Genomic DNA, 22445 nt, shown 5'->3' with positions numbered 1-22445 from the left:
ACTGCATCTCTGTGGTGCGACCGGGCCGGCTGTGCAAACGTTCAGCCGATCTGGCCAAAGTGTCAGCATCAACCGGCATGCGTACGTGCCTTGGTCTTGAAGCTTGTAGAGATCCTGTGGGAGCGGGCATGCCCGCGAACACGGGCGAAGCCCCTGCCATGCAACGCGCGGTCTGCTTCGCGGGCTTGCCCGCTCCCACAGGGATCGCGACAGCTTTCAGGTTTGAATGATCGCAGGCAGATTTGGGTGGTTGGCTCAACCGCCTGAACCACCGCCACTACCGCCAGCGCCCGAGCCGGAACCAGAACCAGAACCAGAACCGCCCGAGCCTCCGCTGCCGGCGTCCGGTCCTGTGCCGCTACCTGGGGCGCCACCCGTGCCGTTACCCGCGCCGGTGCCCGTCCCCGAGCCGTTGTCGGTCCCGTCACCCCCAGTATTGTCGGTGCCATTGGTCCCCGTACCGCCAGAGCCGGTTCCCATGCCATCCCCAGGCGTGCCGGAGCCGGTGCCATCCATCGGGCCGTTGTCCTGTGTCTGCGCACCAGGTGCGCGTTGGTCGTTCATGTCGGTGGCTGCCAACACCAACGGTGCACTGGCACCGATGCACAGTACGAGCAGCAGTGAATGGGCCTTGATGATGTTCATGGTGAATCTCCTCTTTGGGTTGTTCACTTCTTCTTCGTCCTGCCCGGCAGCGAACCGTGCGTAGGTACCGACAAACGGAATGCCTTTGCTGGCGCTGATTACCAGCGCATCCAAAGCCTCTGCGCCGGCTCCAGTGCCGCAGGTTAATCGCGTCATTTCTTTTGAGCCTTCAGGTAAATGTCATAGATCACATACTCTGAACTCCCGTCGTCATACCTGCGTCCCCCGACTGAATGCCCAGTCATTGTTGTGGCATTCGCTCAACAGTCAGCTACGAGGGCATGACGATGGACAAGACCGATCAAAGCTCAACGTCCCCACCCGGCAGCACTCAGGATCATGTGCATGCCATCACCAATGAGGCAGGTGCGCTGCTTGGTGAGGCAAGGGAGAAAGGCAGCGAGCAATTCGAGCACTACCGCGATAGCGCAGCAGATCAGCTTGATTCGCTTGAGGAAGGGGTGCGTTCGGCGGCAGCAGCGCTGCAAGACAACGACACGCTGGGGCTCTCGCGATACCTCAGCCAGGCCGCAGAATGCATGGGCGACTTTGCCGAACAGGTACGCCATGAAAGCGCCGAGCACCTGATGCAGCGCGGTGCCCAGTTGGCGCGGAGCAACCCGGCGCTGTTCCTGGCCGGTAGCGTAGCGGTCGGGTTTGCAGTGTCGCGGTTCATACGCGCCAGCGCCAGCCATGGCGCCCAGGCTGCGGCCACATCCCATGAAGGGCACTCGTCACCCCCTGCGCAGGCCGTGACGCCTGATCGCGGTAGCGACGTTTCCACCCGGCACCCTTACACCCCTGTCGATCCGGTCGGGGCTGGTGCAGGCACGCCGGTCAGCGGCAGCCCGTTCGAGCGCGACCCGCTCAAAGGAGGTGAATGATGAACAAAGATCCCATGCATGCCACACCGGGATTGCACACGCCGGAAGACGACGCCGTCGGCGTCGGAGGCCTGTTGCGCCAGTTGATGCGGGAAGTACCGGATTTGTTCACCAAGGAACTGGCACTGGCTAAAACCGAACTGCAGCACAACCTTGCCACGCTCAAGGCCGGCACGGCGGCGGTGGCGGCGGGTGCGATCGTGGTACTGGCGGGCTTTATCATCCTGCTGCTGGCGGCGGTCTACGCATTGGCCATGGTGGTCGAACCCTGGCTTGCAGCCTTGATCGTGGGCGCGATCACCGTGGTGATAGGGTTCATCATGCTGCAGTCCGGCAAAAAACAGTTCGAGCCTGCGCACCTGGCCCCTGAGCGCACGTTACACGCGATGCAACAGGACAAGGACACGCTGAAGAGGAAATTGCCATGACCACTTCCTTCGAACATGACGCGCAAAAAGACCCGGACCTGCTCGAGCAGGAAATCAATGCCAAGCGCGAGCACATCAGCGACCTGATGGATGCGCTTGAACAGCGCCTTAGCCCAGGCCAGATGGTCGACCGGCTATTGGCCTACGGCAAGGGCAATGGCGGCGAATTCTTTCAAAACCTGGGCACTACTCTCAAAAACAACCCCGTACCCGCTACCCTGACCGTACTGGGCCTGGTCTGGCTAGGCCTGAACCAGAACCGCCCCTTCAACCCTGGGCCTGCGCACCAGGGCCCCGGATTGGGCGCAAAACTGACAGACGCCGTGGATACGGTGAAGGATGCGTTTGCCCATGCGGGGGAGGCGGTGCACGATGCCAGGCAGCAGGTGAGCATGAAAGCCCATGACGTACGCGAACGGGCCCATGATCTTGGCAGCGGCGTACGCGATTCCGTGGGCGCTTCGGCAGGCACCCTGCGCGACTCTGCACACAAGGTCGCAGACCAGGCTACGGCGTTGAAGGGTCAGTTCGATCATCTGCTCCAGGAGCAACCGCTCGTGTTGGCTGCCTTGGGCATGGCCCTGGGCGCTGCATTGGGGGCGGCGCTGCCCGGTACCCGCAAGGAAGATCAGCTGATGGGCGCCAGCAGTGATCGTTTGACCGACACACTCAAGGAAAAAGCCAGCGAGGCGAAGGCATCTGTCGAGCAATCGCTCGATCAGGCGGGCCAGCAGCAACAGCCCCAGCAAGCCGGCAAACCACAAGGCTCAGACCTTTCCGCTGGCCTGGGCTTCACGCCTTGATCGGTTGGACGTGCAGTGCCAGCCTTTGCTGCCAATGCAGAAGGCTGGCACCTTTGTGTCTTGGGCGAAACCCGCTAGCGGTTGCGCACAGTGACCAATGCAGGTGACCACACCGTATGACCGCAGCGTGTACATGCCATTGTGTCGTGCGCCTCATGATAGGTCGGAAAACCACAGCTGACGCAGCAGTGCAAGCCGGCGCCGGGCGGCGACAGGTACTCCGGACGGTGTTCAACCGGCAGCACCGACAGGCCGGGTCGTGTGTCCTCCTGGTCGTAGAAATACAGGCTGAGATCGCCATCGGTTTCCAGAAGGCCCAGGCGAACCTGGCCCAGATGCTCGACGCCTTGTTGGCGGAGTTCCATGAACAGTTCATTCGGTGAAATGTTCAAGTGACGCAGCGAATGAATCTCGTACATGCCATCTTTGACTACCGTAATGGGCAGCCCATCGATCCAGGCTTCGCAGGTTCTGCTTCGTCTCATGAGGTAGACCGTGCCTCGATAAAGCAAAAAGAGTGTGAGGAAAACCAGGGCCACCGGAAGCAGAGGCACATCTTCGTAAAAGGTCACATCGCCGGCGGCAGAGCCCAAGGTAAGAATCACTACGAGCTCGAAACGGGAAAGCTGCCTGATCCCGCGTCGGCCACTGAATTTCAGAAACAGGAACACGGCGAGGAAGGCCGCCGAAGCACGGACGGCAACTTCCAGAAGAAAGGTAAATGGGAACTCGCCTATCAGCATCCGTTGCAGATCAAACGAAACCATTCGCTCACCCATCCTTCCGTCATTCAGGTAATGGGTTGACTGTTTTCGTGCAGCCCTGGTTCATCGATTGATAGGTGCGGCGGGCATCAAATCAAACTGAACCGTGGCATTGGCGCGCCAGTCAGACCGTTTAACCTCATGAAAAAGGATGTTAGCGATGAAAGCGATGACTCGACTGTTCACAGGCCTGGCCATGGCCGGCGCATTGGCCAGCACTGCAGCATGGGCAGATCAGCCTGGCGCAGACTGGAAGGTGACCAAGGATCAGGCAGAGGCCACCCTGAAAGGTGCCGGCTACACGCAAATCACCAAGATCGAGGCCGATGACGGCCATTGGGAAGGTGAGGGCATGAAAGCTGACGGCAAACAGTACGAATTCCAGGTCGATCCCCATGACGGCAAGATCATCAAGGACGAATTGGATCATTGATCATCTGTTCAACGGCGGTACGAGGTCTATGCGGCATGCGGTGTCTCTGCAATAGGGAGGCTGTGGCACAAGGTCTCTGTGCCTAAGGTCTCTGTGGCACAGGGTCCCTCTGCCTAAGGTCTCTGCGGCATAAGGTCTCTGTGGGAGCGGGCTTGCCCCGCGAACACGGGCGAAGCCCGTGCCATCCAGCGCGTAGCCCGTTTCACGGGCTCCCGCCGGATGACTTAGTCCGCCATCACTTCATCAAGGGCCTGCTCAAGAGTGCTGACCGTACGCTCGATGTTGTGCAGCTTTTCGAGCCCGAACAGACCGATGCGGAAGGTCTGGAAGTCGGCCGGCTCGTCGCATTGCAACGGAACGCCGGCGGCTATCTGCAAGCCGTGATCGGCAAATTTCTTGCCGCTCTTGATGTCGGCATCATCGGTGTAGCTCACCACGACCCCCGGGGCTTGAAAGCCGGCTGCGGCCACGCTCTTGATACCTTTGCCGGTCAGCATGGCGCGCACCCGATCACCCAGTGCCTGTTGTTCGCTACGCACCTTCTCGAAACCGTAGGCTTGCATCTCGTTCATCACGTCGTTGAACCGCGCCAGCGAATCGCTGGGCATGGTCGCATGGTAGGCATGTCCGCCTTGTTCGTAGGCCTGCATGATCTGAAGCCACTTTTTCAGGTCGCAGGCAAAGCTGCTGCTCTGCGTGTGCTCGATGCGCTCAAGCGCCAACGCGCTGAGCATCACCAGGGCACAGCAAGGGGAGGCGCTCCAGCCTTTTTGCGGTGCGCTGATCAGCAGGTCGACTGCGCACTTGTGCATATCCACCCAAAGCGTGCCGGAGGCGATGCAGTCCAGCACGAACAGGCCACCCACCGCATGCACCGCGTCGCCGACGGCCCGCAGGTAATCGTCGGGCAGAATAATCCCGGATGAGGTTTCAACGTGGGGGGCAAAGACGATCTGAGGCTTGTGCGCCTGGATGCTCGCCAGCACTTCCTCCAGCGGCGGGGGCGTGTAGGCAGCCTGGCGTCCCGCGTCGACCGGTCGGGCTTTCAGCACTGTGGTGGCCGCCGGGATGTTGCCCGCATCAAGGATCTGGCTCCAGCGATAACTGAACCAGCCGTTGCGTATCACCAGGCATTGCTGGCCGGTGGCAAACTGTCGCGCTACCGATTCCATGCCGAATGTACCGCTGCCCGGCACTACCGCAACAGCCTGGGCGCCATAGACCTCTTTCAGCGTGCTGGAAATGTTCTTCATCACGCCTTGAAAGGTTTGTGACATGTGGTTGAGCGAGCGGTCGGTATAGACGACCGAGTACTCGATGAGCCCCTCAGGATCATTACTGGGATAAAGCGTGGACATGGGGTGACTCCTTGGGCAGAGATGTCAGTGACATCTCTGTAGCGTAGGCGGAATAAACCTCGGTAACAGGAGGTCGCAAACATCTTGAGAAACAGCACAACCACGCAGAGTGCATGGACGGTCTAGGCATTGCTCATCGTTAGCGTCCCCGATCAAGGCCATTGACCACGAGATACAGCAGCGGCCCGGCAGAAACGAATACAGCCGTCAGCAGTAGGTAAGGAAGCACGGCGGTGGGGGACCTGCCTCGAGAGCGGTTATCCGTCACCATCCAGAAGCAGGCCAGCCCTGCCATCAGGTACAAGTCCATGACCAGCTGGGCGGTGTCCGGCCGAGAAATCAGCTCAAGCCCAAAAGCCATCAGCGACTGTTCTGCAATCAGTATCGTCCAGCCGGTATAAATCGAAAAGAGCACCAGCGATGCCAGCGCAATGAAACGAAGTGCCATGGTCCTGTCCTTGGTAGGGTTTCCTGGCACAGTAGTGGTAGGGTTGTTGAGGCTCAATGACCTGTGAGGTCATTGAAGTCGAGTGCAAGGACGGTCAGAGGCGAAGCATGGATTACCAGCTGTTCCACCAGAAGTCACCCGCACCGACAACGACGGCAGGGCAGCATGTGCGTCACTTGCGTCGGCAAGCAGCACTCAGCCAGCTTGACCTTGCGCTGATGGCAGGGGTTTCCCAGCGCCACCTCAGTTGCGTCGAGACGGGGCGCGCTAAAGCCAGCCCCAGCACCTTGCACGCCCTGTTATCGGCCCTGAATGCACCGTTGGATCAGTGCAATGAAGTTTTTCTTGCTGCTGGCTACGCGCCTCGTTACAGCACTACGCCGCTTGAATCGCCCACCCTGGATGTGGTTCGTGCAGCCATTGATCACATACTGCATGCGAACGATCCGGCACCTGCCATCGTGATCGACAGCAACTGGGATATCACTGCCGCCAACGTGAGTACAGGGCTGCTGTTGGCGATGGCGGGCGTCGCGCAGGACGTGGGCTCTGGCCTCAACCTTCTGGAAACACTGTTCTGCCCCGGCGGCCTGGGTGATCGGTTGGCCAATGCACACGAGATCCGCGCTGCTGCGTGGCAACGCGCCTCCCGGGAGTCAGTCAGTAATCCTGCGCTCGCAGAGCGCCTGAACCGTTTTCCGTCTCCCGGCTTTGTCTTGCCGGCACCGACAGCCAGCCCTTTACTACTGACGCGTGTGTGCACCGCAGACGGCGAGTTGAGATTTCTCTCAACCTTCACGACGTTCGGCATGCCCCTGGACATCACCGTTGAGTCACTGCGAATCGAACATTTGATTCCAGCCGATTTATCGACCAGGCAGAGGATGATGCAAGCCTTCAACGATTGGAATGCCGATTACGGCCATGAATGAATGGCCGCTTGCGATCCACAGTTGTCAGTCGTGTCAGAGCTGATCTTTGTGGGAGCGGGTTTACCCGCGAACACGGGCGAAGCCCGTGCCAGCCTCCGCGTTGCCTGCTTCGCGGGTGAACCCGCTCCCACAGGGTTCGCGCCGGCCTCGGAAAAAGAGCACTGGCAGTGCTTTCGCAATGGCAGCTATGGGTCGAAGGCAGCCGCTCTCAATGTACTGCCTCAGGCCAACAGACGGTAAGCGCTCCGTTGAAACCCACAGTGGCTACCAGTTTTGCGCATGGGGTGCTGGCCCCCTCAGCGATGGAAACAGCGGCAGTACTTCTTCTGCCAGCTCCTGGATGATCTCCTGTGCCGGGCGCTTGGCCATCTGCATGCCCAATGCAGCATGATTGACCCCGGCTTCGCGCCACTCATGCAGCAGTGCGATCAACCCGTTGCGGCCTGTGCGCAACACGTAGCCACCCTGTAGCGGGGTGCGCGGGAAATGCGGGTCTTCATCAAGATCAATCCATTCATTGGTGACATGCGGACGGAAACCACCGCCAGGAATGGCTGCTCGCCAAGCCCGGATCTTTTCGGCCAAGCGCCGCGGACCAAGGACGTTATGAGTGGCTTCGGGGTAAGTAATCCAGCCATCGGCCTGTTCGCCAAGCCACTGCAGGGATTGGCGTGACGAGCCGGTCACCAGCAACGGGATGCGCCCGGTAACGGGGTGCGGGAGCAGCAGCGCGCCATCGAGTTGGCCGAGTGGCGAATGGATTGGCGCAGGCTGGCCAGCCAATAGCTGACGGAAGTAGTCCACGCTTTGCGCGAAGCGCTCTCCGCGCGTCTCATGGGGCAGGCCGTAGGCGGGGAACTCGACGGGGCGGTCGCCCGAGGCAATACCCAGCAGCAGGCGCCCACCTGACAGGCAATCCAGGCTTGCCGCAGCTTTGGCCAGGTCGATGGGGTGGCGCAGGGCGAAGATCGCGCTACCGGTGGCCAAGGCAATGTTAGCGGTATGAGCTGTCAGATAGGCCAGGTAGGTGAACGGGTCGAATACCTGGCCGGCGTCACCAAATGCCGGGTCGTACAAGGGGACATCGCGTACCCATAAGGCTGCGAAGCCCAGGCGGTCGATGTCATTGACCAGATGCGCCTGTCCACGGAGCACAGCCATGTCACCGTCATGGAAACGAAGCGGGAGGAAGATGCCCAGGGTCAACTGACCCTGGGCGAACATGCGACGGTAACCGGGATGCTGGGCAAAGGCATCGGCGCTGGCACCTTTGCTGTTGATGAGGTTCATGGGCAATCCTTGCAGGGGTTCAGGGGCCAATGGCTGGCGCGGGGAGACGGATGCCGCGTTGTACGGCTGGGCGCTTCTCGACTTCTCGGTACCAGCGATTCAGGTGGTGATAGGGGCTGAAGTCGAACCCCACGATCGCGGCAATGTGCAACCAGGCGAAGTTGGCAATGTCTGCAATCGAATAGGATTCGCCGGCCAGCCACGCACGGGTGGCGAGTTGCTGGTCAAGGAGTGCGAAGGCATCTTCGGTGAGGGTGCGGTAGCGCTTCTGCGCCGCAGGGTTGGGTATGGCCTCGAAGCAGTCGAAGTGCACGCGCTGGCCAAGTAAAGGGCCCATGCTGGCGCTGTGGTGCATCAGCCAGGTAATCGCCATCCAGCGGGGTTTTGCGGCCTGTTCGAGCAGCTGCCCGCTGTACTGCGCCAGGTACAGCAGAATCGCTGCTGACTCGAACAGTACGATGCCGGCTTGGCGGTCTACCAATACCGGGATGCGGCCTGCCGGGTTGAGTGCCAGAAAGTCAGCCTGTTTCTGTGCTCCCAGGTCGATATTCACGTGGATGAGACGATAAGGCAGTCCCAGCTCCTCCAGGGCAATGGTGATCTTGAAGCCGTTGGGGGAGCTGTCGGTGTACAGCTCGAATGAAGGACCCTGCATGGTGTTCACCTTAAAAAAACTGATTCGAGTTTGTATGGCTGAACGCTATGCTAGGCATCAGCCAGCAGGCTTACTAACGATCCTTTCACTCGCTAACATCAGTTTTTCTAAGGTTGGAATGATATGGGTGCGGTCTTGCCGTTGCTCGCATTGCGCGCTTTCACCGAAACCACTCGGCTGGGCAGCCTGAAGGCCGCCGCCGAGCGTATGGGGGTTACCCCAGGCGCAATCAGTCAACAGATTCGTCTGCTGGAAGACCGTGTTGGCGTCATCCTGCTGACCCGGAGCCGCTATGGGGTGCAGCTTACCGAGGCTGGAGCGAGCCTTTATCCTGGGCTTTCACGCGGTTTTGGCCAGATCGAAAGCGCGCTGCTGGACCTGGAGGCGCTCACTCGCGCTAAAACCCTTACGATCAGCACCCAGCCTTCATTCGCGTCTGGCTGGCTTGTGCCCCGGTTGGTGGATTTCAATACACTGCACCCGGAAATCGACGTGCGTGTGCAGTCCACGGCCGAGCTTGTCGACCTGCATCGTGATCCTGTCGATATTGCCCTGCGCCATGGCCTGGGCGATTACCCTGGGCTGGAATCGATACCGCTACTGGCGCCTGTGCTGCTGCCGGTAGCCAGCCCTGGCCTGCTTGCGGGCGGGCCGGCGCTGGATGAGCCGCAGGACTGCCTGCGCTACCCACTGTTGCAGGATGCCGACCGTGCGGACTGGGCGTTGTGGTTGCAGGCTCATGGTGTCGAGCCCGACCACCGTAGCCGCCGAGGGGCGAGTTTTGACGAAGACCTGCTTTTGCTACGCGCGGCCGCCAGTGGCCAGGGCATCGCGCTGGTACAGGCGCAGCACGCGGAGGATGACCTGCGAAACGGCCGATTGGTAGTAGCGGTAGACCGGCCTTGGCCTTCGCGCTTTGCCTATTACGTGGTTACCCGCCAAGAGAACCTGAGCCGGCCCCACGTACGGGCATTCATCGACTGGATTCAGGCGCAGCTTGAATACGATAGCGACCCTCAGCCACACGCCCAGCCCAGTTCCCTGTGGGTTTCATCCTGACAGGCACCGGGCAGAGCGCGACTGTATTCAGCCCGAAGTCTGCGGCGCTGCGCTCTCGGCAGCGGGGGCCGCAACACGCGCTTTCGACTTCGCACGATTTCGTCGGTCCTGGCTGCGATGCCGCGCAGCCTGCTGCTTCGCATGCGTCGCCTGAGTGGCGGTCACAATGCCAGCGACTTGACCATTCAAGTCCAGGCGCGGGGCATTCTCCACCATGCTTGCCCAGTAGCGGGTTCCCTTGCACCAGGTAGAAATGCCCAGCTTGAGCTGTTCGCGGGTGATTCCGAGCAGTTCCAGGTGTTGCTCGGCATCCTTGAAAATGCCCTCTTTGAGCGGAACCTTGGGGGCCGGATTGACAGGGAAGGCCAATGGAAAATGCTTCTGCAATGGCCAGATCGCTGCCACCGCCGGGTCCTGCTCACGAGGCTTGGCCTGCGGCGGCGCCTTGCGCTTGGGCTGTTTGGTGCTATCGGCCTTTTCCTGCACTTTCTCCGCCCGCAGGCGGTCACGTAGCTCGGCTAGTTGTTCAAAACCCATTGTTCAATTCACTGCTTCGAAGTTGATTGCGAGGCACAAGGATATGCCATGCAGCGGCATAGATCAGCCTAAACAGATGAATTGTGCCAATTTTCCTGGCCAAAGCGGGTGCCTTTCGCCGGATGAAGGCTCAGTCCCGGTCCTACGGCACATCGGTATTTAGTGCCGCGCAGTATCAAGTCGCTGCATTTGGTATCGCTCATCCGAAAGGCCGCGAATAAATACATCCACCCCCGCAAGGCCGCAGTCGTATGAAGCACACAGGCCTTTCTGTGTCTGACTTGAGGTAAGCGATCATGGCTAATAATCAAGACAAGGGCGCCAACCAGGGCAATGCCAATAGCGGTACTGGCAACAACACCGCAGGTACCGGCCAGCAGGGCGGTCAAGGCTCGGGTGGTGGCATGCCCAACCAGCAGCAACAAGGTCAGAACCAGCCAGGGCAGAAGCCCGAGGACAAGATGAACAAGGACTGGGACCGCGATAGCGGAAGCAAAGGCGGCCGGCAGGAAGACAGCATGACCGACAAGCAGAACCAGGCTGATAAAGACCGCATGGGAGGTCAGCAGTCTCAGCGCGATAACCCACAGCGTGACCAAGACCGCTGATCGTCGCTGATGTGCACCAGGGTGGCTAGCCACCCTGGTGCGAGCGGGCCGCGTAGCGGCTTCAGATTCGTTCAGGCCGTTGCCTTGGCCTGCTGTTCCAGATGCACCTGCAATGCCGGGTCGATTTGCAACGCGCCGGCCAGTTCATCAAGGTAGGCCCGCTCCGCATCTTGCTGGTCATCCACCAGCATCACGCTGGCCAGGTACATTTCTGCGGCCATGGCTGGGTCGCGGGCGGACTGGGCCACTTCAGCAACATCAAGTGGCTTGCTGACTTCATCATCCAGCCACTGCTGCAGTTGCGGGTCGCTGGTGTGACGCTTTATTTCCGCGTAGATCAGCTGTTGCTCCTGCGGGTCGATGCGGCCGTCTGCCTTGGCTGCCGCAATCAGTGCTCGCAGGATCGCATGGCTGTGGTCCTCGGCCTCGGGGCCGGCCAATTGATCGACAGTACGTAGCGCCTGTTGCGGGGCTGCCGCCTGGCTGCGCTGCCAGCTTTGGTAGGCCTGAAACGCCATCATGCCCAACGACGCCAGTGCCGCGAAATTGGTGCCACCCGTGGAGCGCCCCTGGGGCAAGCCGCCCGCGCTGCTGCCACCACGGCCACCTAACAGACCACCCAGCAAGCCGCCCAGGCCGCCAAGGCCGTTTTGCCATGGCAGGCCGCTGTTTCCTTGACGCGCTTGTGAACCTTGCCCCGCCCGAAGTAATTGTTCGAGTAGATCACTGGTGTTCATGGCACCGCCCTCGCTGGGTAGTCGTTGTCCAGACAAGCAACGATAGCCCTCTCAAGGCGCTTCGCCATGACCGTCTGGCCGACTGGAGAGGGCTTCTCGCAGCTGATGTCCAACCCGCGCTAATGGCCCGGCCGGTCATATTTCGCGTTATCCCCGTGGGCGTCATGAGCGTGACTAAAGGTTCTGTGAAATCAATTCAGTTCCCACGGTCAGTCCCCCAACCTAAACTGCAGGCCAGTTACAGAGTATATGGATATTTGAGTGGGCTCCCTGCCATGACGAATAAAGACTTCAGTTTTTCCATCAAGAGCATTCGCTTTGACGAGCATTATCAACCCTCCGAAAAGACGCGCCTCACTACCAACTTCGCCAACCTGGCGAGAGGTGCGAGCCGGCAAGAGAACTTGCGCAGCACCTTGAAGATGATAGATAACCGCTTCAACGCATTGGCGCATTGGGACAACCCCAAGGGCGACCGCTACGCCGTCGAGCTTGACATCATTTCTGTCGAGATGGGTATCGATGCTGAAGGCGTGGATCAGGCGTTGCCCCTTATTGAAATATTGAAAACCAGCATTATCGACCGACACACCGGCGAGCGATTTGCGGGCATGGTGGGGAATAATTTTTCATCCTACGTGCGCGATTACGATTTCAGCGTGCTGCTGCTGGGGCACAATGCAAACCAGGCTGTGTTCAGCACCCCAGACCATTTCGGCGAGCTGCATGGAAAGCTGTTCAAGCGCTTCGTCAACTCAAGTACTTACCAGGCGCACTTCGACAAGCCTCCCGTCATTTGTTTGAGTGTTTCAAGCAGCAAGACCTACCATCGAACGGATAACCAGCACCCTGTGTTGGGTTTTGAATATCAGCAGGATGAGTATTCGTTGACGGATACCTATTTTGAGAAGATGGGTTTGAAGGTGCGCTATTTTATGCCGGCAAACAGTGTTGCGCCGTTGGCCTTCTATTTTTCCGGCGATTTGCTCAGTGATTACACCAACCTTGAGCTGATCAGCACCATCAGCACCATGGATACTTTTCAGAAAATCTATCGGCCCGAAATCTACAATGCGAACTCTGCCGCCGGTAAATGCTATCAACCCAGCTTGCAGCATCAGGATTACTCGCTGACCCGTATTGTTTATGACCGGGAGGAGCGTAGCCGGTTGGCCATCGAGCAGGGGCAGTTTGTCGAGGAGCACTTTATCAAACCGCACCACGCGATGCTTGAGCAGTGGTCCGCCAATTACTGCTGCTGATTAACTTATATAAGGTCTTCCCTCGTGAAAAAGTTGTTACCCACTTCGACTGCCGGCAGTTTGCCTAAACCCTCCTGGCTCGCAGAGCCCGAAACGCTCTGGTCACCTTGGAAACTGCAAGATGAGGCATTGATTGAAGGCAAGCAGGATGCCCTGCGCTTGGCATTGCAGGAGCAACAATACGCCGGTATTGATATCGTCAGTGATGGTGAACAAACGCGCCAACACTTTGTGACGACCTTCGTCGAGCACCTGAGCGGCGTCGATTTCGAGAAACGCGAGACGGTCCGGATCCGTGATCGTTATGATGCAAGCGTCCCCACAGTGGTGGGTGCTGTGGCCCGGCAAAAGCCGGTATTTGTCGAAGATGCCAAGTTTTTGCGTCAGCAGACCGGGCAGCCGATAAAATGGGCGCTGCCAGGCCCCATGACCATGATCGATACGCTGTATGACAGCCATTACAAAAGCCGCGAAAAACTGGCCTGGGAGTTTGCCAAGATTCTTAACCAGGAAGCCAGGGAGCTAGAGGCTGCCGGTGTTGACATCATTCAGTTTGATGAACCTGCCTTCAATGTCTTCTTTGATGAGGTGAATGATTGGGGCGTTGCCACCCTGGAAAGGGCCATCGAAGGCCTCAAGTGTGAAACCGCTGTGCATATCTGCTACGGCTACGGCATCAAAGCCAACACGGACTGGAAAAAGACCTTGGGATCAGAGTGGCGGCAGTATGAAGAAGCCTTCCCCAAGCTGCAGAAGTCCAGCATCGATATCATTTCGCTGGAATGCCACAACTCCCATGTGCCCATGGACCTGCTTGAGCTGATCCGAGGCAAGAAGGTGATGGTCGGCGCGATTGATGTGGCCAGCCACACCATTGAAACACCCGAGGAAGTGGCCAATACCCTGCGCAAGGCCCTGCAATTTGTAGAGGCAGACAAGCTCTATCCTTGCACCAACTGTGGCATGGCGCCCTTACCGCGTAGGGTCGCCAGCGGCAAGCTCAGAGCGTTGAGTGCGGGTGCAGAAATCGTCCGCAGAGAACTCTCTAGCAACCTTGGTGCGGCGTGAGCGTTGCCTTCTGCTCATGATTGACTTGAGACACCTACGCACTCTGCATGCCTTGCGCGAAACGGACAGCCTGCCCGAGGCCGCCGAACGCCTGCATCTGACCCAGTCGGCGTTATCGCACCAGTTCCGGGAGCTGGAAAGTCGCGTTGGCATGCCCGTGTTTGTGCGCAAGTCCAAACCGGTACGTTTCACCACTGCGGGTCTCAAGCTGCTGCAGCTGGCCGACCAGGTGCTGCCGCTGATCCGCACCACGGAGCGCAACCTGAGCAAGCTGGCTGGCGGCTCGGCCGACCGGCTGCACATCGCGATCGAGTGCCACAGCTGCTATCAATGGCTGATGCCCTCGCTGGACGAGTTTCGCTGCGCCTGGCCGGAAGTTGAGCTGGACCTGGCGTCGGGGTTGTCGTTTGCACCGCTGCCGGCCCTTGAACGCGGGGACCTGGACCTTGTGGTGACTTCTGACCCTGTGACCCTGCCGGGTATCACTTACGTGCCGTTGTTCGGGTACGAGGCGATGCTGGCCATCGACAAGCATCATCCCCTGCGGGAAAAGCCGTATCTGGAGCCTGCCGACATTGCCAGCCAGACCTTGATCACGTACCCGATCGAGCGAAACCGCCTGGACATCTTCACCCGTTTCTTCGACCCGGCCGACATCGAACCTGCCCAGGTCCGTACCGCAGAAATGACCGTGATGATGATGCAGTTGGTGGCCAGCGGCCGTGGTGTTTGCTGCCTGCCGAACTGGGCGGTGCATGAGTACACCACCCGCGGCTATGTCCTGGCCAGGCGCCTGGGCGCAGCAGGGTTGCAGGCCACGCTGTTCGCGGCGGTACGCAGCGACATGCTCGAAGTGCCTTACATGAGTGATTTCCTGCTCACGGCGAAAGACATTTCGTTTGCGACGCTGGAAGGCGTCAATGCAGTGTCCGGGCGCGCTGGGTGGCCGTCGGGCGCATGACAGGGCGTCAGAACCCTTCCAGCACGATCTTGCCGCGTGCTTTTCCACTCTCGATCATGGCGTGGGCGCGCTTGAGGTGCTCGGCGTTGATCGTGCCGTAATGCTCGCCGAGGGTGGTTTTGAGCACGCCATCATCGACCAGCTGCGAAACCCGATCGAGTAGCTGATGCTGCTTGATCATGTCTTCGGTCTTGTACAGCGAACGGGTGAACATGAGTTCCCAGTGCAGTGAGAGAGACTTGCGCTTGAGCGGCATGACATCCAGTTGCGCGGGGTCGTCGATCAACGCGAGCTTGCCTTGTGGACGAAGCACTTCCACCAGTTGCGGCAGGTAGGTGTCAGTGTGGGTCAGGCTGATGACGTAATCGACCGGGCCCAGGTTGAGCGCTTGCAGCTGAAGTGGAATCGATTCGCGGTGGTCGATCACATGATGGGCTCCCGCTTCCTGGACCCAGGCCTGGGTTTCGGGCCTTGAGGCGGTGCCGATGACCGTAAGCTGGGTGAGCTTGCGGGCAAGTTGCACCAGGATCGAGCCAACCCCGCCGGCGGCACCGATCACCAAAAGGCTCTGGTTCTTGCCAGCGTTTTCTTCAACGCCCAGGCGGTCGAACAGCAGTTCCCAGGCGGTAATGGATGTCAGCGGCAAAGCGGCGGCGCTTGCGTCGTCCAGGCTGCGGGGCTTATGCCCGACAATGCGTTCGTCCACCACATGAAGCTCGCTGTAGCTGCCAGGGCGGTCAATGGCACCGGCGTAGAAAACCTCATCGCCCGGCTGGAACAACGTTACCTGCGGCCCTACCTCGCGGACAACGCCGACAGCGTCCCAACCGAGCACTTGTGGTTGCTCACCACCACGGCTTGCACGGATCTTGGTATCAACCGGGTTGACGGCGATTGCCCTCACTTCGACAAGCAGATCGCGGGCACCCGGTTGGGGCGTGGGCAGTTGCGCGTCATACAGCGATTGTGGGTCCTGGATGGGTAAACCGGGCTGGGTGTAAACGACTGCCTTCATTGGCGCTGCCTCTTGGGGATGCGAAAAGTGGGTTCAGACTATTCGATTCGATTCACTCAAAAAACAGCCTGAGTGGAGTAAGACTTTCTCGCTTGCAATGAAAATGGTGTGAAGCGCCCGTGGTCTGGCTGGTCGCTTCACAATCCTCGACCACGTTTGCTCTGACTGCTGATCACTTGGCGCTGTAGCGCTTCGCGAGCTGGTTGCTGGACAGCTGGCCGAACAAGGCTTGCCGGCTGGCTTCGTAGTGGTCGAAGGCCTGCAGGTCGTGCACCGACGGCAGGGAGATCAGCACACCGTTGTCGAAGTCCTGCAGGGCACCGTCCACCAGGTCCTGGGCAGACATCACGATGCCTGGGTCCAGGTTCTCGACTGGCAAGCCACCGGTCTGCCAGAAGTCGGTCGCGGTGGCCCCAGGCAGTACTGCCTGAACCTTGATGCCTTTGTCCGCCAGCTCCCTGTTCAGCGACTGGGTGAAGGCGGTGACGTAGGCTTTGCTGCCGCCGTACACGCCGTTGAGCAGTTCGGGTGCCAGGCTGACGATGGACGAGATGTTGATGAGCGCGCCATGCTTGCGCGCGACGAAGCCGGGAACAGCTGCATAGGTAAGCCGGGTGAGGGCGGTGACGTTGAGGGTGATCATTTGCGCCATGCGCTCAACGTCACTTTCCAGCAGGCTGGTATGGGTGCCGATCCCTGCGTTGTTCACCAGCATGCTGATGCTGGCGTCTTCGCGCAGTTTGCGTTCTACCTTGGCCAGGTCATCTGCATTGGCCAGGTCTGCCGGGAACACCTCCACGTTCTGCCGGGTTTCGGTGGTAAGGCGGCCAGCCAATGCATTGAGGCGGTCCCGGTTGCGTGCCACCAGCACCAGGTCGTAGCCCCGGCGGGCCAGCTGCTCTGCATAGATCGAACCGATGCCGGTTGAGGCGCCCGTAATGAGCGCGGTGCCTTTGAATTGCTGCGTCATGCTGATGCTCCGCTGGTTGGTATGGCGCCATCATGCAGCAGGTGGTTTTTGTCTTGAACGACGCATATAGTGCGGTTTTAGGACATAGCGCAGAGGGCATCAGCAATGCATCGGGTCGGCTACCTCATCACCGAAGGCTTCCAGATCATGTCCTTGGCGACGCAAACCGTGTTTGAGCTCACCAATATCGTGGCGGGCGAAGCGGTTTACAGGATCCAGAACTTTTCCATCGGGGGCGGCACGGTGCGCTCATCCCTGGGGATGCATATCGACACGCTGCCCTTGGGTGCGCCGGGCTTGGCCGACACCTGGATGGTCACCGGCACACTGACGCCTCTGACGCCGCCCAGCGAGGAGTTACTGGCCAGCGTGCGTGGTTTTGTCGACGGTGCGCGTCGCACAGCAGGCCTTTGCACCGGCTGTTTCATGCTGGCGCAAGCCGGCGTGCTGAATGGCCGGCGCGCGACCACTCACTGGGCTTATGCGCCCAAGTTGCGCGAGATGCACCCTGAAATCGATGTCGAGGAAGACCGGATTTTCATCGTCGATGGGCCGATATGGACGTCCGCTGGCATGACCGCTGCCCTGGACATGGCGCTGGGCATGGTGGAAAAGGACTTGGGCAGCGGAATAGCCAGGTCGGTGGCGCACAAGCTGGTCATGCACCAGCGTCGTTCTGGCGGGCAGTCCCAACACTCCGAACTGTTGACGCTCTCACCCAAATCGGACCGTATCCAGAGTGCGCTGGACTACGCACGCAAGCACCTCAGCCGCCCATTGAGCGTGGAAGAGCTTGCGGACGTGGTGCACCTGAGCCCACGGCAGTTCACCCGGGTGTTTACCGCCGAGACCGGACAATCCCCTGCCAGGGCCGTCGAGAGCCTGCGGCTGGAGGCTGCCCGGCTAATGATCGAGCAGAGTCTGCACAGCCTGGACGTAGTGGCCAGGGAGACCGGCTTCAGGGACCGCCGGCATATGCGGGAGGTGTTCATCCGTGGTTTTGGTGTGCCCCCTCAAGCCGTGCGAAGGGATGCTCGGCGGTTGGTCTCCATATGATGAAAAGGGGGCCGACCTATCTCATTGCCATCAAGCAACCAGACTAAACCTTCGCACTTGCCGCCAGTCCAATTTCACTAATGGGGCCGTTACACTGTTGAAGGCATAGGAGGTCGACATGGCGCGGGCCATCTGGAAAGGCGCGATCAGTTTCGGGCTGGTGCACATTCCCGTTTCGCTCAACGTTGCAGTGAGCTCCGAGCGGGTGGATTTTGACTGGCTCGACAAGCGAAGCATGGAGCCAGTGGGCTACAAGCGGGTAAACAAGGTCACCGGCAAGGAAATCGACAAGGACAACATTGTCAAAGGTGTGGAGTACGAAAAGGGCCGCTACGTGGTGATCAGTGAGCAAGAGATCCGCGACGCGCGCCCCGAGGCGACCCAGACCATCGATATATTCTCGTTTGTCGAGGCTGGCGAGATTCCGCTACAGCACTTCGACACCCCCTATTACCTGAGCCCCGACCGCCGCGGCGGCAAAGTCTATGCACTGCTGCGCGACACGCTGGAGAGCACCGGCAAGGTGGCATTGGCCACCGTGGTGCTGCATACCCGCCAGCACCTGGCGCTGCTGCGGCCACTGGGGGACGCCTTGGTGCTGATCACCCTGCGCTGGCCCGAGGAGGTGCGTGGCGTGGACACCCTTGAGCTGGACAAGAGCGTGACCGATGTCAAGGTCGACAAGCGCGAACTGGCCATGGCCAAGCGCCTGGTCGAAGACATGAGCGGGTCATGGGCGCCGGATGAGTACCATGATGCGTTTCGCCAGACCATCCTGGACCTGGTGGAAGAGAAGGCCAGCAAAGGCAAGATCGAGACGGTGGACAAAGGGGAGGGCACCGGCGCGGAAAAAGGCGCGGATATCCTCGACCTCACCGAACTGCTCAAGCGCAGCCTCGGCGGGAAGGACAAGGACAAGGACAAGGACAAGGGCGGGAAGCCGGCTGCCAAACGGCCGCGCAAGGCTTCCTGAAGGCGGGGTTGTTCAGCTCCCCATCAGCCCCACAAGGCTTCCAGTTCACTCGGCACACGCCCGGTCCAGCGCTTGAACGAACGGCGGAAGTTGGTGCTGTCGCTGAAGCCCAGGTACCGGGCCACAGCATCGTTGCTGTAGCCCTTGACCTGGTAGAGGTACAGCGCCTGGTCGCAGCGCACCTGGTCCAGTTGTTCCTGGAAGTTGGAACCATGACGGGCCAGACGGCGCTTGAACGAAGCGGGGCTGGTGGCGAAGGCGGCCGCCACCCGTTCCAGGTTCAACGGTTGGCGAATCAGCCCCAGCAGGTGTTCGTAGACGAGGTCGAGGAAGCTTGCCCGCCAGCCCCAGGCCGCCAACTGGGCATCGCAGGCTTGGCGTGCCACGTGCTGGGCGGTCGACCCGGCGCCAGGCCAGGCGCGCAGCAAGTATTCCCGTGGCAGGCTCATCACTGTGGATGGGCGGTCGAAAGCCAGGGAATCGCCCAAGTGCACCCAATACTGTTCGACGTAGGCCGGTTCGGCATGGCTGAACTGGAAACGCCAAGGCAGATGCTCTTGCTGCTGGCGGCGCGCGAGGGCGACCACCGCGGTCATGCTGGACTCCAGCAGGAAGCGGCGTTGCTCGCCGATGGCGCAGCTTTCCCGCCAGTACAGGTGCAAGTACTGCTCATCCAGGCGCAGGACCGGGCTGAGCAAAGGGGACAGCAGGGCGCGGTACTGATCGATGCGCTCCAAGGCTTGCAGCAGGTGATCCGCTTGCTCCAGCAGCAGGCTGGCGGCACCGTGGTGCCCGGGCCACAGACGCTGGCCGTAGAGAAAGCTGCTGTCGTCGGCATCGAGCAGCCGCTGCGCATTGCCGATCAGGCGCAGGAACTGCTGTGGGCTTATCAGCGCGTTGCCGCCGACGACGTCGTCATAGAACAGCCCGCAGCCGCGTAGAAGGTGATGGGTATCGATCTGCCGCGAGCGCGCCAGGTCGATTAGCGCCGCTGGCAGGTGGTGGGCGGTGATGAAGCGGCTGTCGCCGTCATAGCCATTCATGCCTGGCACGCCTTGCGGCTCTTGGCCTGGGCCAAGGCGTAGTTGAGGCGTTTGAGCAGGTGGTCTTCGTCTTCGTCCAGCGCCATCACGCTGGCCACCGTGGCTGTGAGGTGCAGGCGCTCGCCATGCCGGGCGGTGTGGTGGGCGAGGTGGGCGATGCTCTGGCGCAGGGCCTCGGCCATGGCCTGGGCCTGACGCTCGCCGGTGCTGGGCAACGCTGCGACGAAGCGATCGCCGGCCAGGCGGCAGAGTATGTCCTGCTGGCGCAGGTTGAGCAGCAGCAGCTGGGCGACTACTTGCAGCACCAGGTCGCCTTCTTCCTGGCCATAGCGCTGGTTGATCTGGTTGAAGTCGTCTAGGTCCACGACCACAAGCGACAGTGCCTGCTGTGCGCTGGCGGCCTGGGCAATGGCTTGCTGCAGGTGCTGGCGCAGGTACCGGGCACCGGACAGCGGGGTGAGCTTGTCGAACAGGCGGTGTTCGCGGAACAGTTGCTCACGCTTGCGCATCTGCGCGGTGATGGCGTGCTGTTCTTGCTGCAGGTGGTACATGCCCAGGGTCAGCAGCAGCATGCCCAGCGGCATGGGCGCAGTCTCCAGCCAGTTATCCCAGGCCGCCTCGTCGGGCAGGCGGATGAATTCGTCGAGGGTGTCCATCCACATCGAGAAGGCGATGAAGCTCAGGCCCAGCGACAGCAGGCGGGTGACCCGGCCAGCAGGTCGCCCACGCAGCAACATGACCAGCCAGCCGCAGAGGATCAGGCAGGTGCCGCCCTCGCCGGCGACGTCCATCCAGTTTATTTCGGGCCAGGCTTTGAGCGTGCCGGCGGCCAGGTAGACGAGCAGGCCGGCGTTGGCGGCCAGTAGCAGGCCGGCCAGCGTCAGGGCGTGCTGTTTGAAGAGAGGGCTCAGGGGCATGGGTTGTCCTGTGATTGTATTGTTGCCTGTGCTGGCACTGTCGCTGGCACAGGCAGAGCAGCATGCAAGCCATTTATCTCAAACCGATGACGCTCACTTGCTCCGGGCCGTGCACGGCAGCCCGTCCGGCCCCATGCTGGCCTTGCAGTACCGTTCGTTGGCGAGCGCCAGCTTGGGCTCCTGCAGGAACTTGCGTCCTTTGACATCACGCGTGATATCAAACGCGTCGTATAGCTGGTCGTCAGCCGAATAGGTGCGCACCTGCAAGCGGTTTCGCTCGACAGCGATAGTCTGGTACAGCTGGGTATCCTCGGCTGTGCGGTCCGGCTGGTGGCGAGCACGGTCGTTCAGGCCGTACATCTTCGAGCCGGTGACCGAGACCATGTACACCGGGCCGATCGCCTGTTTCGCCTGATGTGCGGCACGTGTGGCCTGGCGCCCTTCGGCGTGGGTCAGGCGGCTGTAGCAGTGGTCGTGGCCTTGCAGTACCAGGTCGACCTTGTAGCGCTCCAGCAGCGGTTGCCAGGCCGCCTTGAGCGGCTCGGTATCATCGGGGCGGGCACAGGTATAGAGCGGCTGGTGCATGACCACGATGTTCCACTGTGCCTCGCTGCTTTTCAGTACCCCCTCCAGCCAGGTGGTTTGCGCCTGCAAGGTGCCCAGGTCGAGTGCCGAGGTGCCGTCCAGCACCACGAAGCGCACATTCTGGTAATCGCTGAAGTAGCTGGTTGCAGCCACACCCGGGGCACCGTTGCGCGGCAGGGCGAACTGCGCCGTCACATGAGGGCTGAGGCTGCGGCTTTCGCTGCCATCGGGGTTGAGGGTTTCCAGGTACTCGTGGTTGCCGAACGCGGTTAGCTGCGGGATGGCAGCGTACGACCAGCCGCCGGCCTGGTTCCATTCACCCCATTCATCGTCATGGGCGAGGTCGTCGCGCGATGCCACCAGGTCGCCAGCGTGCACCACCAGGGCGGGGTGCGCCACGCTGCGCAACGCCTGCCGAATGGTGCGCGAGGCGATGGCGAGGATGTCGTTCTGGGTGTCACCCAGGTAGATGAACGAGAACGGCGCAAAGGTGGCCTTGGCCGTGCGGAACTGGTGCCATTCGCTCCACCCCGCGCTGCCCTTGAGGCGGTAGACGTACGCGGTGTCCGGTTGCAGGTGGTCCAGACGCACCTGGTGGTAGTTGGCTGGGCCGTTGTCGCTGTCCAGGCGCTGGGTGCTGCCACCCAATGGGCTGGCCTTGGTTGCCAGCGAAGGGCCGGCGAGGGCTGGGCCGAGTTCCAGCACCGCGTCGGCCTGGGCCAGGTCGGTGCGGTAACTGATGGCCATCTGCGTGGCTGCGTTCTGGCCGGGGGTCAGCACGATACGGTCGGCCAGCTTGCCGGCGGCGTAGGGCAGGCCGGCGGAGCGCGGGATTGCAGCGGAGTCATTGGCCTGGGCATGAGCCTGTGCGGCGCAAAGCAGGGCGGCCAGTAGCAGGGGGCGGTGCATGGGAATTCCTCGATGAGCCCGGAAGGCGTGATGGGCGCAAAGGAAACAAAGCCGGATGACGGTTCTGTTACCGGGCGGGGGGTCGATTTGGCTCAGCTGATCGTC

25 protein-coding genes are annotated in these 22445 nt (G+C 60.7%); 12 read left to right on the top strand and 13 right to left on the bottom strand.

Annotation, left to right across the window (positions count from 1 at the left end):
- Positions 1-255: 255 nt before the first annotated feature.
- The gene (locus tag N805_RS10245; RefSeq protein WP_230685715.1) at positions 256-801 is read right to left on the bottom strand and encodes a hypothetical protein; all 546 of its coding nucleotides are present in this window, start codon (positions 799-801) and stop codon (positions 256-258) included.
- A 131-nt stretch (positions 802-932) separates the two neighbouring features.
- On the opposite strand from N805_RS10245, the gene N805_RS10240 reads away from it, so the two are divergent.
- The 3 genes from N805_RS10240 to N805_RS10230 are packed head-to-tail and all read left to right on the top strand — an operon-like array spanning position 933 to position 2760.
- Entirely contained in the window at positions 933-1529 is a 597-nt protein-coding gene (locus N805_RS10240; protein ID WP_026034653.1) for a hypothetical protein, read from the top strand.
- Positions 1529-1957 (top strand): phage holin family protein, encoded by a 429-nt coding sequence (locus N805_RS10235; protein ID WP_019473299.1) that lies wholly within the window; start codon positions 1529-1531, stop codon positions 1955-1957. Before N805_RS10240 ends, N805_RS10235 begins: the two co-directional genes overlap by 1 nt.
- Entirely contained in the window at positions 1954-2760 is an 807-nt protein-coding gene (locus tag N805_RS10230) for a DUF3618 domain-containing protein (protein ID WP_019473300.1), read from the top strand. The genes N805_RS10235 and N805_RS10230 overlap by 4 nt, the downstream gene beginning before the upstream one ends.
- Positions 2761-2834: 74 nt before the next feature.
- Here the strand turns inward: N805_RS10230 and N805_RS10225 are convergent, their stop codons facing one another.
- A complete protein-coding gene (locus N805_RS10225) occupies positions 2835-3527 on the bottom strand; it encodes a DUF421 domain-containing protein (protein ID WP_019473301.1) in 693 nt (230 codons plus the stop codon).
- A 157-nt stretch (positions 3528-3684) separates the two neighbouring features.
- On the opposite strand from N805_RS10225, the gene N805_RS10220 reads away from it, so the two are divergent.
- Positions 3685-3957, top strand: a complete 273-nt coding sequence (locus N805_RS10220; protein ID WP_019473302.1) for a PepSY domain-containing protein — start codon at positions 3685-3687, stop codon at positions 3955-3957.
- A gap of 224 nt (positions 3958-4181) precedes the next feature.
- Here N805_RS10220 and N805_RS10215 read toward each other — a convergent pair whose 3' ends face one another.
- Both N805_RS10215 and N805_RS10210 read right to left on the bottom strand, forming a co-directional pair.
- The gene (locus tag N805_RS10215; protein ID WP_019473303.1) at positions 4182-5315 is read right to left on the bottom strand and encodes an aminotransferase class V-fold PLP-dependent enzyme; all 1134 of its coding nucleotides are present in this window, start codon (positions 5313-5315) and stop codon (positions 4182-4184) included.
- Between the two features lie 139 nt (positions 5316-5454).
- Complete coding sequence (locus N805_RS10210; RefSeq protein WP_019473304.1) at positions 5455-5763, bottom strand: hypothetical protein; 309 nt, start codon at positions 5761-5763, stop codon at positions 5455-5457.
- Positions 5764-5870: 107 nt separating this feature from the next.
- Between N805_RS10210 and N805_RS10205 the strand changes: the two genes are divergently transcribed.
- Positions 5871-6695 (top strand): helix-turn-helix domain-containing protein, encoded by an 825-nt coding sequence (locus N805_RS10205; protein WP_026034654.1) that lies wholly within the window; start codon positions 5871-5873, stop codon positions 6693-6695.
- Between the two features lie 264 nt (positions 6696-6959).
- Here N805_RS10205 and N805_RS10200 read toward each other — a convergent pair whose 3' ends face one another.
- Entirely contained in the window at positions 6960-7985 is a 1026-nt protein-coding gene (locus tag N805_RS10200) for an LLM class oxidoreductase (protein WP_019473306.1), read from the bottom strand.
- 19 nt (positions 7986-8004) lie between these two features.
- Positions 8005-8640, bottom strand: a complete 636-nt coding sequence (locus tag N805_RS10195; RefSeq protein WP_019473307.1) for a glutathione S-transferase family protein — start codon at positions 8638-8640, stop codon at positions 8005-8007.
- A 123-nt stretch (positions 8641-8763) separates the two neighbouring features.
- Between N805_RS10195 and N805_RS10190 the strand changes: the two genes are divergently transcribed.
- Positions 8764-9699 carry a LysR substrate-binding domain-containing protein gene (locus tag N805_RS10190; protein ID WP_019473308.1) on the top strand — a complete coding sequence of 312 codons (936 nt, stop codon included), beginning with the start codon at positions 8764-8766 and terminating at the stop codon, positions 9697-9699.
- A gap of 27 nt (positions 9700-9726) precedes the next feature.
- Here N805_RS10190 and N805_RS10185 read toward each other — a convergent pair whose 3' ends face one another.
- A complete protein-coding gene (locus N805_RS10185; protein WP_019473309.1) occupies positions 9727-10236 on the bottom strand; it encodes a ProQ/FinO family protein in 510 nt (169 codons plus the stop codon).
- 296 nt (positions 10237-10532) lie between these two features.
- On the opposite strand from N805_RS10185, the gene N805_RS10180 reads away from it, so the two are divergent.
- A complete protein-coding gene (locus N805_RS10180) occupies positions 10533-10844 on the top strand; it encodes a hypothetical protein (RefSeq protein WP_019473310.1) in 312 nt (103 codons plus the stop codon).
- Positions 10845-10915: 71 nt separating this feature from the next.
- Here N805_RS10180 and N805_RS10175 read toward each other — a convergent pair whose 3' ends face one another.
- Entirely contained in the window at positions 10916-11581 is a 666-nt protein-coding gene (locus tag N805_RS10175; protein ID WP_019473311.1) for a tellurite resistance TerB family protein, read from the bottom strand.
- A gap of 275 nt (positions 11582-11856) precedes the next feature.
- On the opposite strand from N805_RS10175, the gene N805_RS10170 reads away from it, so the two are divergent.
- Genes N805_RS10170 through N805_RS10160 form a run of 3 tightly spaced genes read left to right on the top strand, consistent with a single transcriptional unit; the run spans position 11857 to position 14872 of the window.
- On the top strand, positions 11857-12843 hold the full coding sequence (locus tag N805_RS10170) for a DUF1852 domain-containing protein (protein ID WP_019473312.1): 987 nt from the start codon (positions 11857-11859) through the stop codon (positions 12841-12843).
- A gap of 24 nt (positions 12844-12867) precedes the next feature.
- Positions 12868-13911 carry a methionine synthase gene (locus tag N805_RS10165; protein ID WP_026034655.1) on the top strand — a complete coding sequence of 348 codons (1044 nt, stop codon included), beginning with the start codon at positions 12868-12870 and terminating at the stop codon, positions 13909-13911.
- Positions 13912-13927: 16 nt separating this feature from the next.
- Complete coding sequence (locus tag N805_RS10160; protein ID WP_019473314.1) at positions 13928-14872, top strand: LysR family transcriptional regulator; 945 nt, start codon at positions 13928-13930, stop codon at positions 14870-14872.
- A gap of 7 nt (positions 14873-14879) precedes the next feature.
- Here N805_RS10160 and N805_RS10155 read toward each other — a convergent pair whose 3' ends face one another.
- Positions 14880-15887, bottom strand: coding sequence for a zinc-binding alcohol dehydrogenase family protein (locus tag N805_RS10155; RefSeq protein ID WP_019473315.1), 1008 nt, complete (start codon positions 15885-15887; stop codon positions 14880-14882).
- A 172-nt stretch (positions 15888-16059) separates the two neighbouring features.
- Positions 16060-16857 carry an SDR family NAD(P)-dependent oxidoreductase gene (locus N805_RS10150; RefSeq protein WP_019473316.1) on the bottom strand — a complete coding sequence of 266 codons (798 nt, stop codon included), beginning with the start codon at positions 16855-16857 and terminating at the stop codon, positions 16060-16062.
- A 105-nt stretch (positions 16858-16962) separates the two neighbouring features.
- Here N805_RS10150 and N805_RS10145 point away from each other — a divergent pair, with 105 nt between their 5' ends.
- Both N805_RS10145 and N805_RS10140 read left to right on the top strand, forming a co-directional pair.
- On the top strand, positions 16963-17913 hold the full coding sequence (locus N805_RS10145; protein ID WP_019473317.1) for a GlxA family transcriptional regulator: 951 nt from the start codon (positions 16963-16965) through the stop codon (positions 17911-17913).
- Positions 17914-18031: 118 nt separating this feature from the next.
- Positions 18032-18886 (top strand): Ku protein, encoded by an 855-nt coding sequence (locus N805_RS10140; RefSeq protein WP_019473318.1) that lies wholly within the window; start codon positions 18032-18034, stop codon positions 18884-18886.
- A 23-nt stretch (positions 18887-18909) separates the two neighbouring features.
- Here the strand turns inward: N805_RS10140 and N805_RS10135 are convergent, their stop codons facing one another.
- The 3 genes from N805_RS10135 to N805_RS10125 form a co-directional block, all read right to left on the bottom strand.
- A complete protein-coding gene (locus tag N805_RS10135) occupies positions 18910-19929 on the bottom strand; it encodes an AraC family transcriptional regulator (RefSeq protein WP_019473319.1) in 1020 nt (339 codons plus the stop codon).
- On the bottom strand, positions 19926-20840 hold the full coding sequence (locus N805_RS10130) for a GGDEF domain-containing protein (RefSeq protein WP_026034656.1): 915 nt from the start codon (positions 20838-20840) through the stop codon (positions 19926-19928). Before N805_RS10130 ends, N805_RS10135 begins: the two co-directional genes overlap by 4 nt.
- A gap of 99 nt (positions 20841-20939) precedes the next feature.
- On the bottom strand, positions 20940-22340 hold the full coding sequence (locus tag N805_RS10125; RefSeq protein ID WP_019473321.1) for a purple acid phosphatase family protein: 1401 nt from the start codon (positions 22338-22340) through the stop codon (positions 20940-20942).
- Between the last annotated feature and the right edge of the window lie 105 nt (positions 22341-22445).

Source organism: Pseudomonas putida S13.1.2 (assembly GCF_000498395.2).
In the GTDB taxonomy this organism is placed as follows: domain Bacteria; phylum Pseudomonadota; class Gammaproteobacteria; order Pseudomonadales; family Pseudomonadaceae; genus Aquipseudomonas; species Aquipseudomonas putida_Q.
Note: the sequence above shows the minus strand (reverse complement) of the source record. Positions and strands in the feature narration are given on the sequence as shown.

What these genes read in the sequence shown, in the direction of transcription:
- N805_RS10245 (WP_230685715.1), bottom strand. Translation starts at nt 801, where the DNA reads ATGACGCGATTAACCTGCGGCACTGGAGCCGGCGCAGAGGCTTTGGAT.
- N805_RS10240 (WP_026034653.1), top strand. Translation starts at nt 933, where the DNA reads ATGGACAAGACCGATCAAAGCTCAACGTCCCCACCCGGCAGCACTCAG.
- N805_RS10235 (WP_019473299.1), top strand. Translation starts at nt 1,529, where the DNA reads ATGAACAAAGATCCCATGCATGCCACACCGGGATTGCACACGCCGGAA.
- N805_RS10230 (WP_019473300.1), top strand. Translation starts at nt 1,954, where the DNA reads ATGACCACTTCCTTCGAACATGACGCGCAAAAAGACCCGGACCTGCTC.
- N805_RS10225 (WP_019473301.1), bottom strand. Translation starts at nt 3,527, where the DNA reads ATGGTTTCGTTTGATCTGCAACGGATGCTGATAGGCGAGTTCCCATTT.
- N805_RS10220 (WP_019473302.1), top strand. Translation starts at nt 3,685, where the DNA reads ATGAAAGCGATGACTCGACTGTTCACAGGCCTGGCCATGGCCGGCGCA.
- N805_RS10215 (WP_019473303.1), bottom strand. Translation starts at nt 5,315, where the DNA reads ATGTCCACGCTTTATCCCAGTAATGATCCTGAGGGGCTCATCGAGTAC.
- N805_RS10210 (WP_019473304.1), bottom strand. Translation starts at nt 5,763, where the DNA reads ATGGCACTTCGTTTCATTGCGCTGGCATCGCTGGTGCTCTTTTCGATT.
- N805_RS10205 (WP_026034654.1), top strand. Translation starts at nt 5,871, where the DNA reads ATGGATTACCAGCTGTTCCACCAGAAGTCACCCGCACCGACAACGACG.
- N805_RS10200 (WP_019473306.1), bottom strand. Translation starts at nt 7,985, where the DNA reads ATGAACCTCATCAACAGCAAAGGTGCCAGCGCCGATGCCTTTGCCCAG.
- N805_RS10195 (WP_019473307.1), bottom strand. Translation starts at nt 8,640, where the DNA reads ATGCAGGGTCCTTCATTCGAGCTGTACACCGACAGCTCCCCCAACGGC.
- N805_RS10190 (WP_019473308.1), top strand. Translation starts at nt 8,764, where the DNA reads ATGGGTGCGGTCTTGCCGTTGCTCGCATTGCGCGCTTTCACCGAAACC.
- N805_RS10185 (WP_019473309.1), bottom strand. Translation starts at nt 10,236, where the DNA reads ATGGGTTTTGAACAACTAGCCGAGCTACGTGACCGCCTGCGGGCGGAG.
- N805_RS10180 (WP_019473310.1), top strand. Translation starts at nt 10,533, where the DNA reads ATGGCTAATAATCAAGACAAGGGCGCCAACCAGGGCAATGCCAATAGC.
- N805_RS10175 (WP_019473311.1), bottom strand. Translation starts at nt 11,581, where the DNA reads ATGAACACCAGTGATCTACTCGAACAATTACTTCGGGCGGGGCAAGGT.
- N805_RS10170 (WP_019473312.1), top strand. Translation starts at nt 11,857, where the DNA reads ATGACGAATAAAGACTTCAGTTTTTCCATCAAGAGCATTCGCTTTGAC.
- N805_RS10160 (WP_019473314.1), top strand. Translation starts at nt 13,928, where the DNA reads ATGATTGACTTGAGACACCTACGCACTCTGCATGCCTTGCGCGAAACG.
- N805_RS10155 (WP_019473315.1), bottom strand. Translation starts at nt 15,887, where the DNA reads ATGAAGGCAGTCGTTTACACCCAGCCCGGTTTACCCATCCAGGACCCA.
- N805_RS10150 (WP_019473316.1), bottom strand. Translation starts at nt 16,857, where the DNA reads ATGACGCAGCAATTCAAAGGCACCGCGCTCATTACGGGCGCCTCAACC.
- N805_RS10145 (WP_019473317.1), top strand. Translation starts at nt 16,963, where the DNA reads ATGCATCGGGTCGGCTACCTCATCACCGAAGGCTTCCAGATCATGTCC.
- N805_RS10140 (WP_019473318.1), top strand. Translation starts at nt 18,032, where the DNA reads ATGGCGCGGGCCATCTGGAAAGGCGCGATCAGTTTCGGGCTGGTGCAC.
- N805_RS10135 (WP_019473319.1), bottom strand. Translation starts at nt 19,929, where the DNA reads ATGAATGGCTATGACGGCGACAGCCGCTTCATCACCGCCCACCACCTG.
- N805_RS10125 (WP_019473321.1), bottom strand. Translation starts at nt 22,340, where the DNA reads ATGCACCGCCCCCTGCTACTGGCCGCCCTGCTTTGCGCCGCACAGGCT.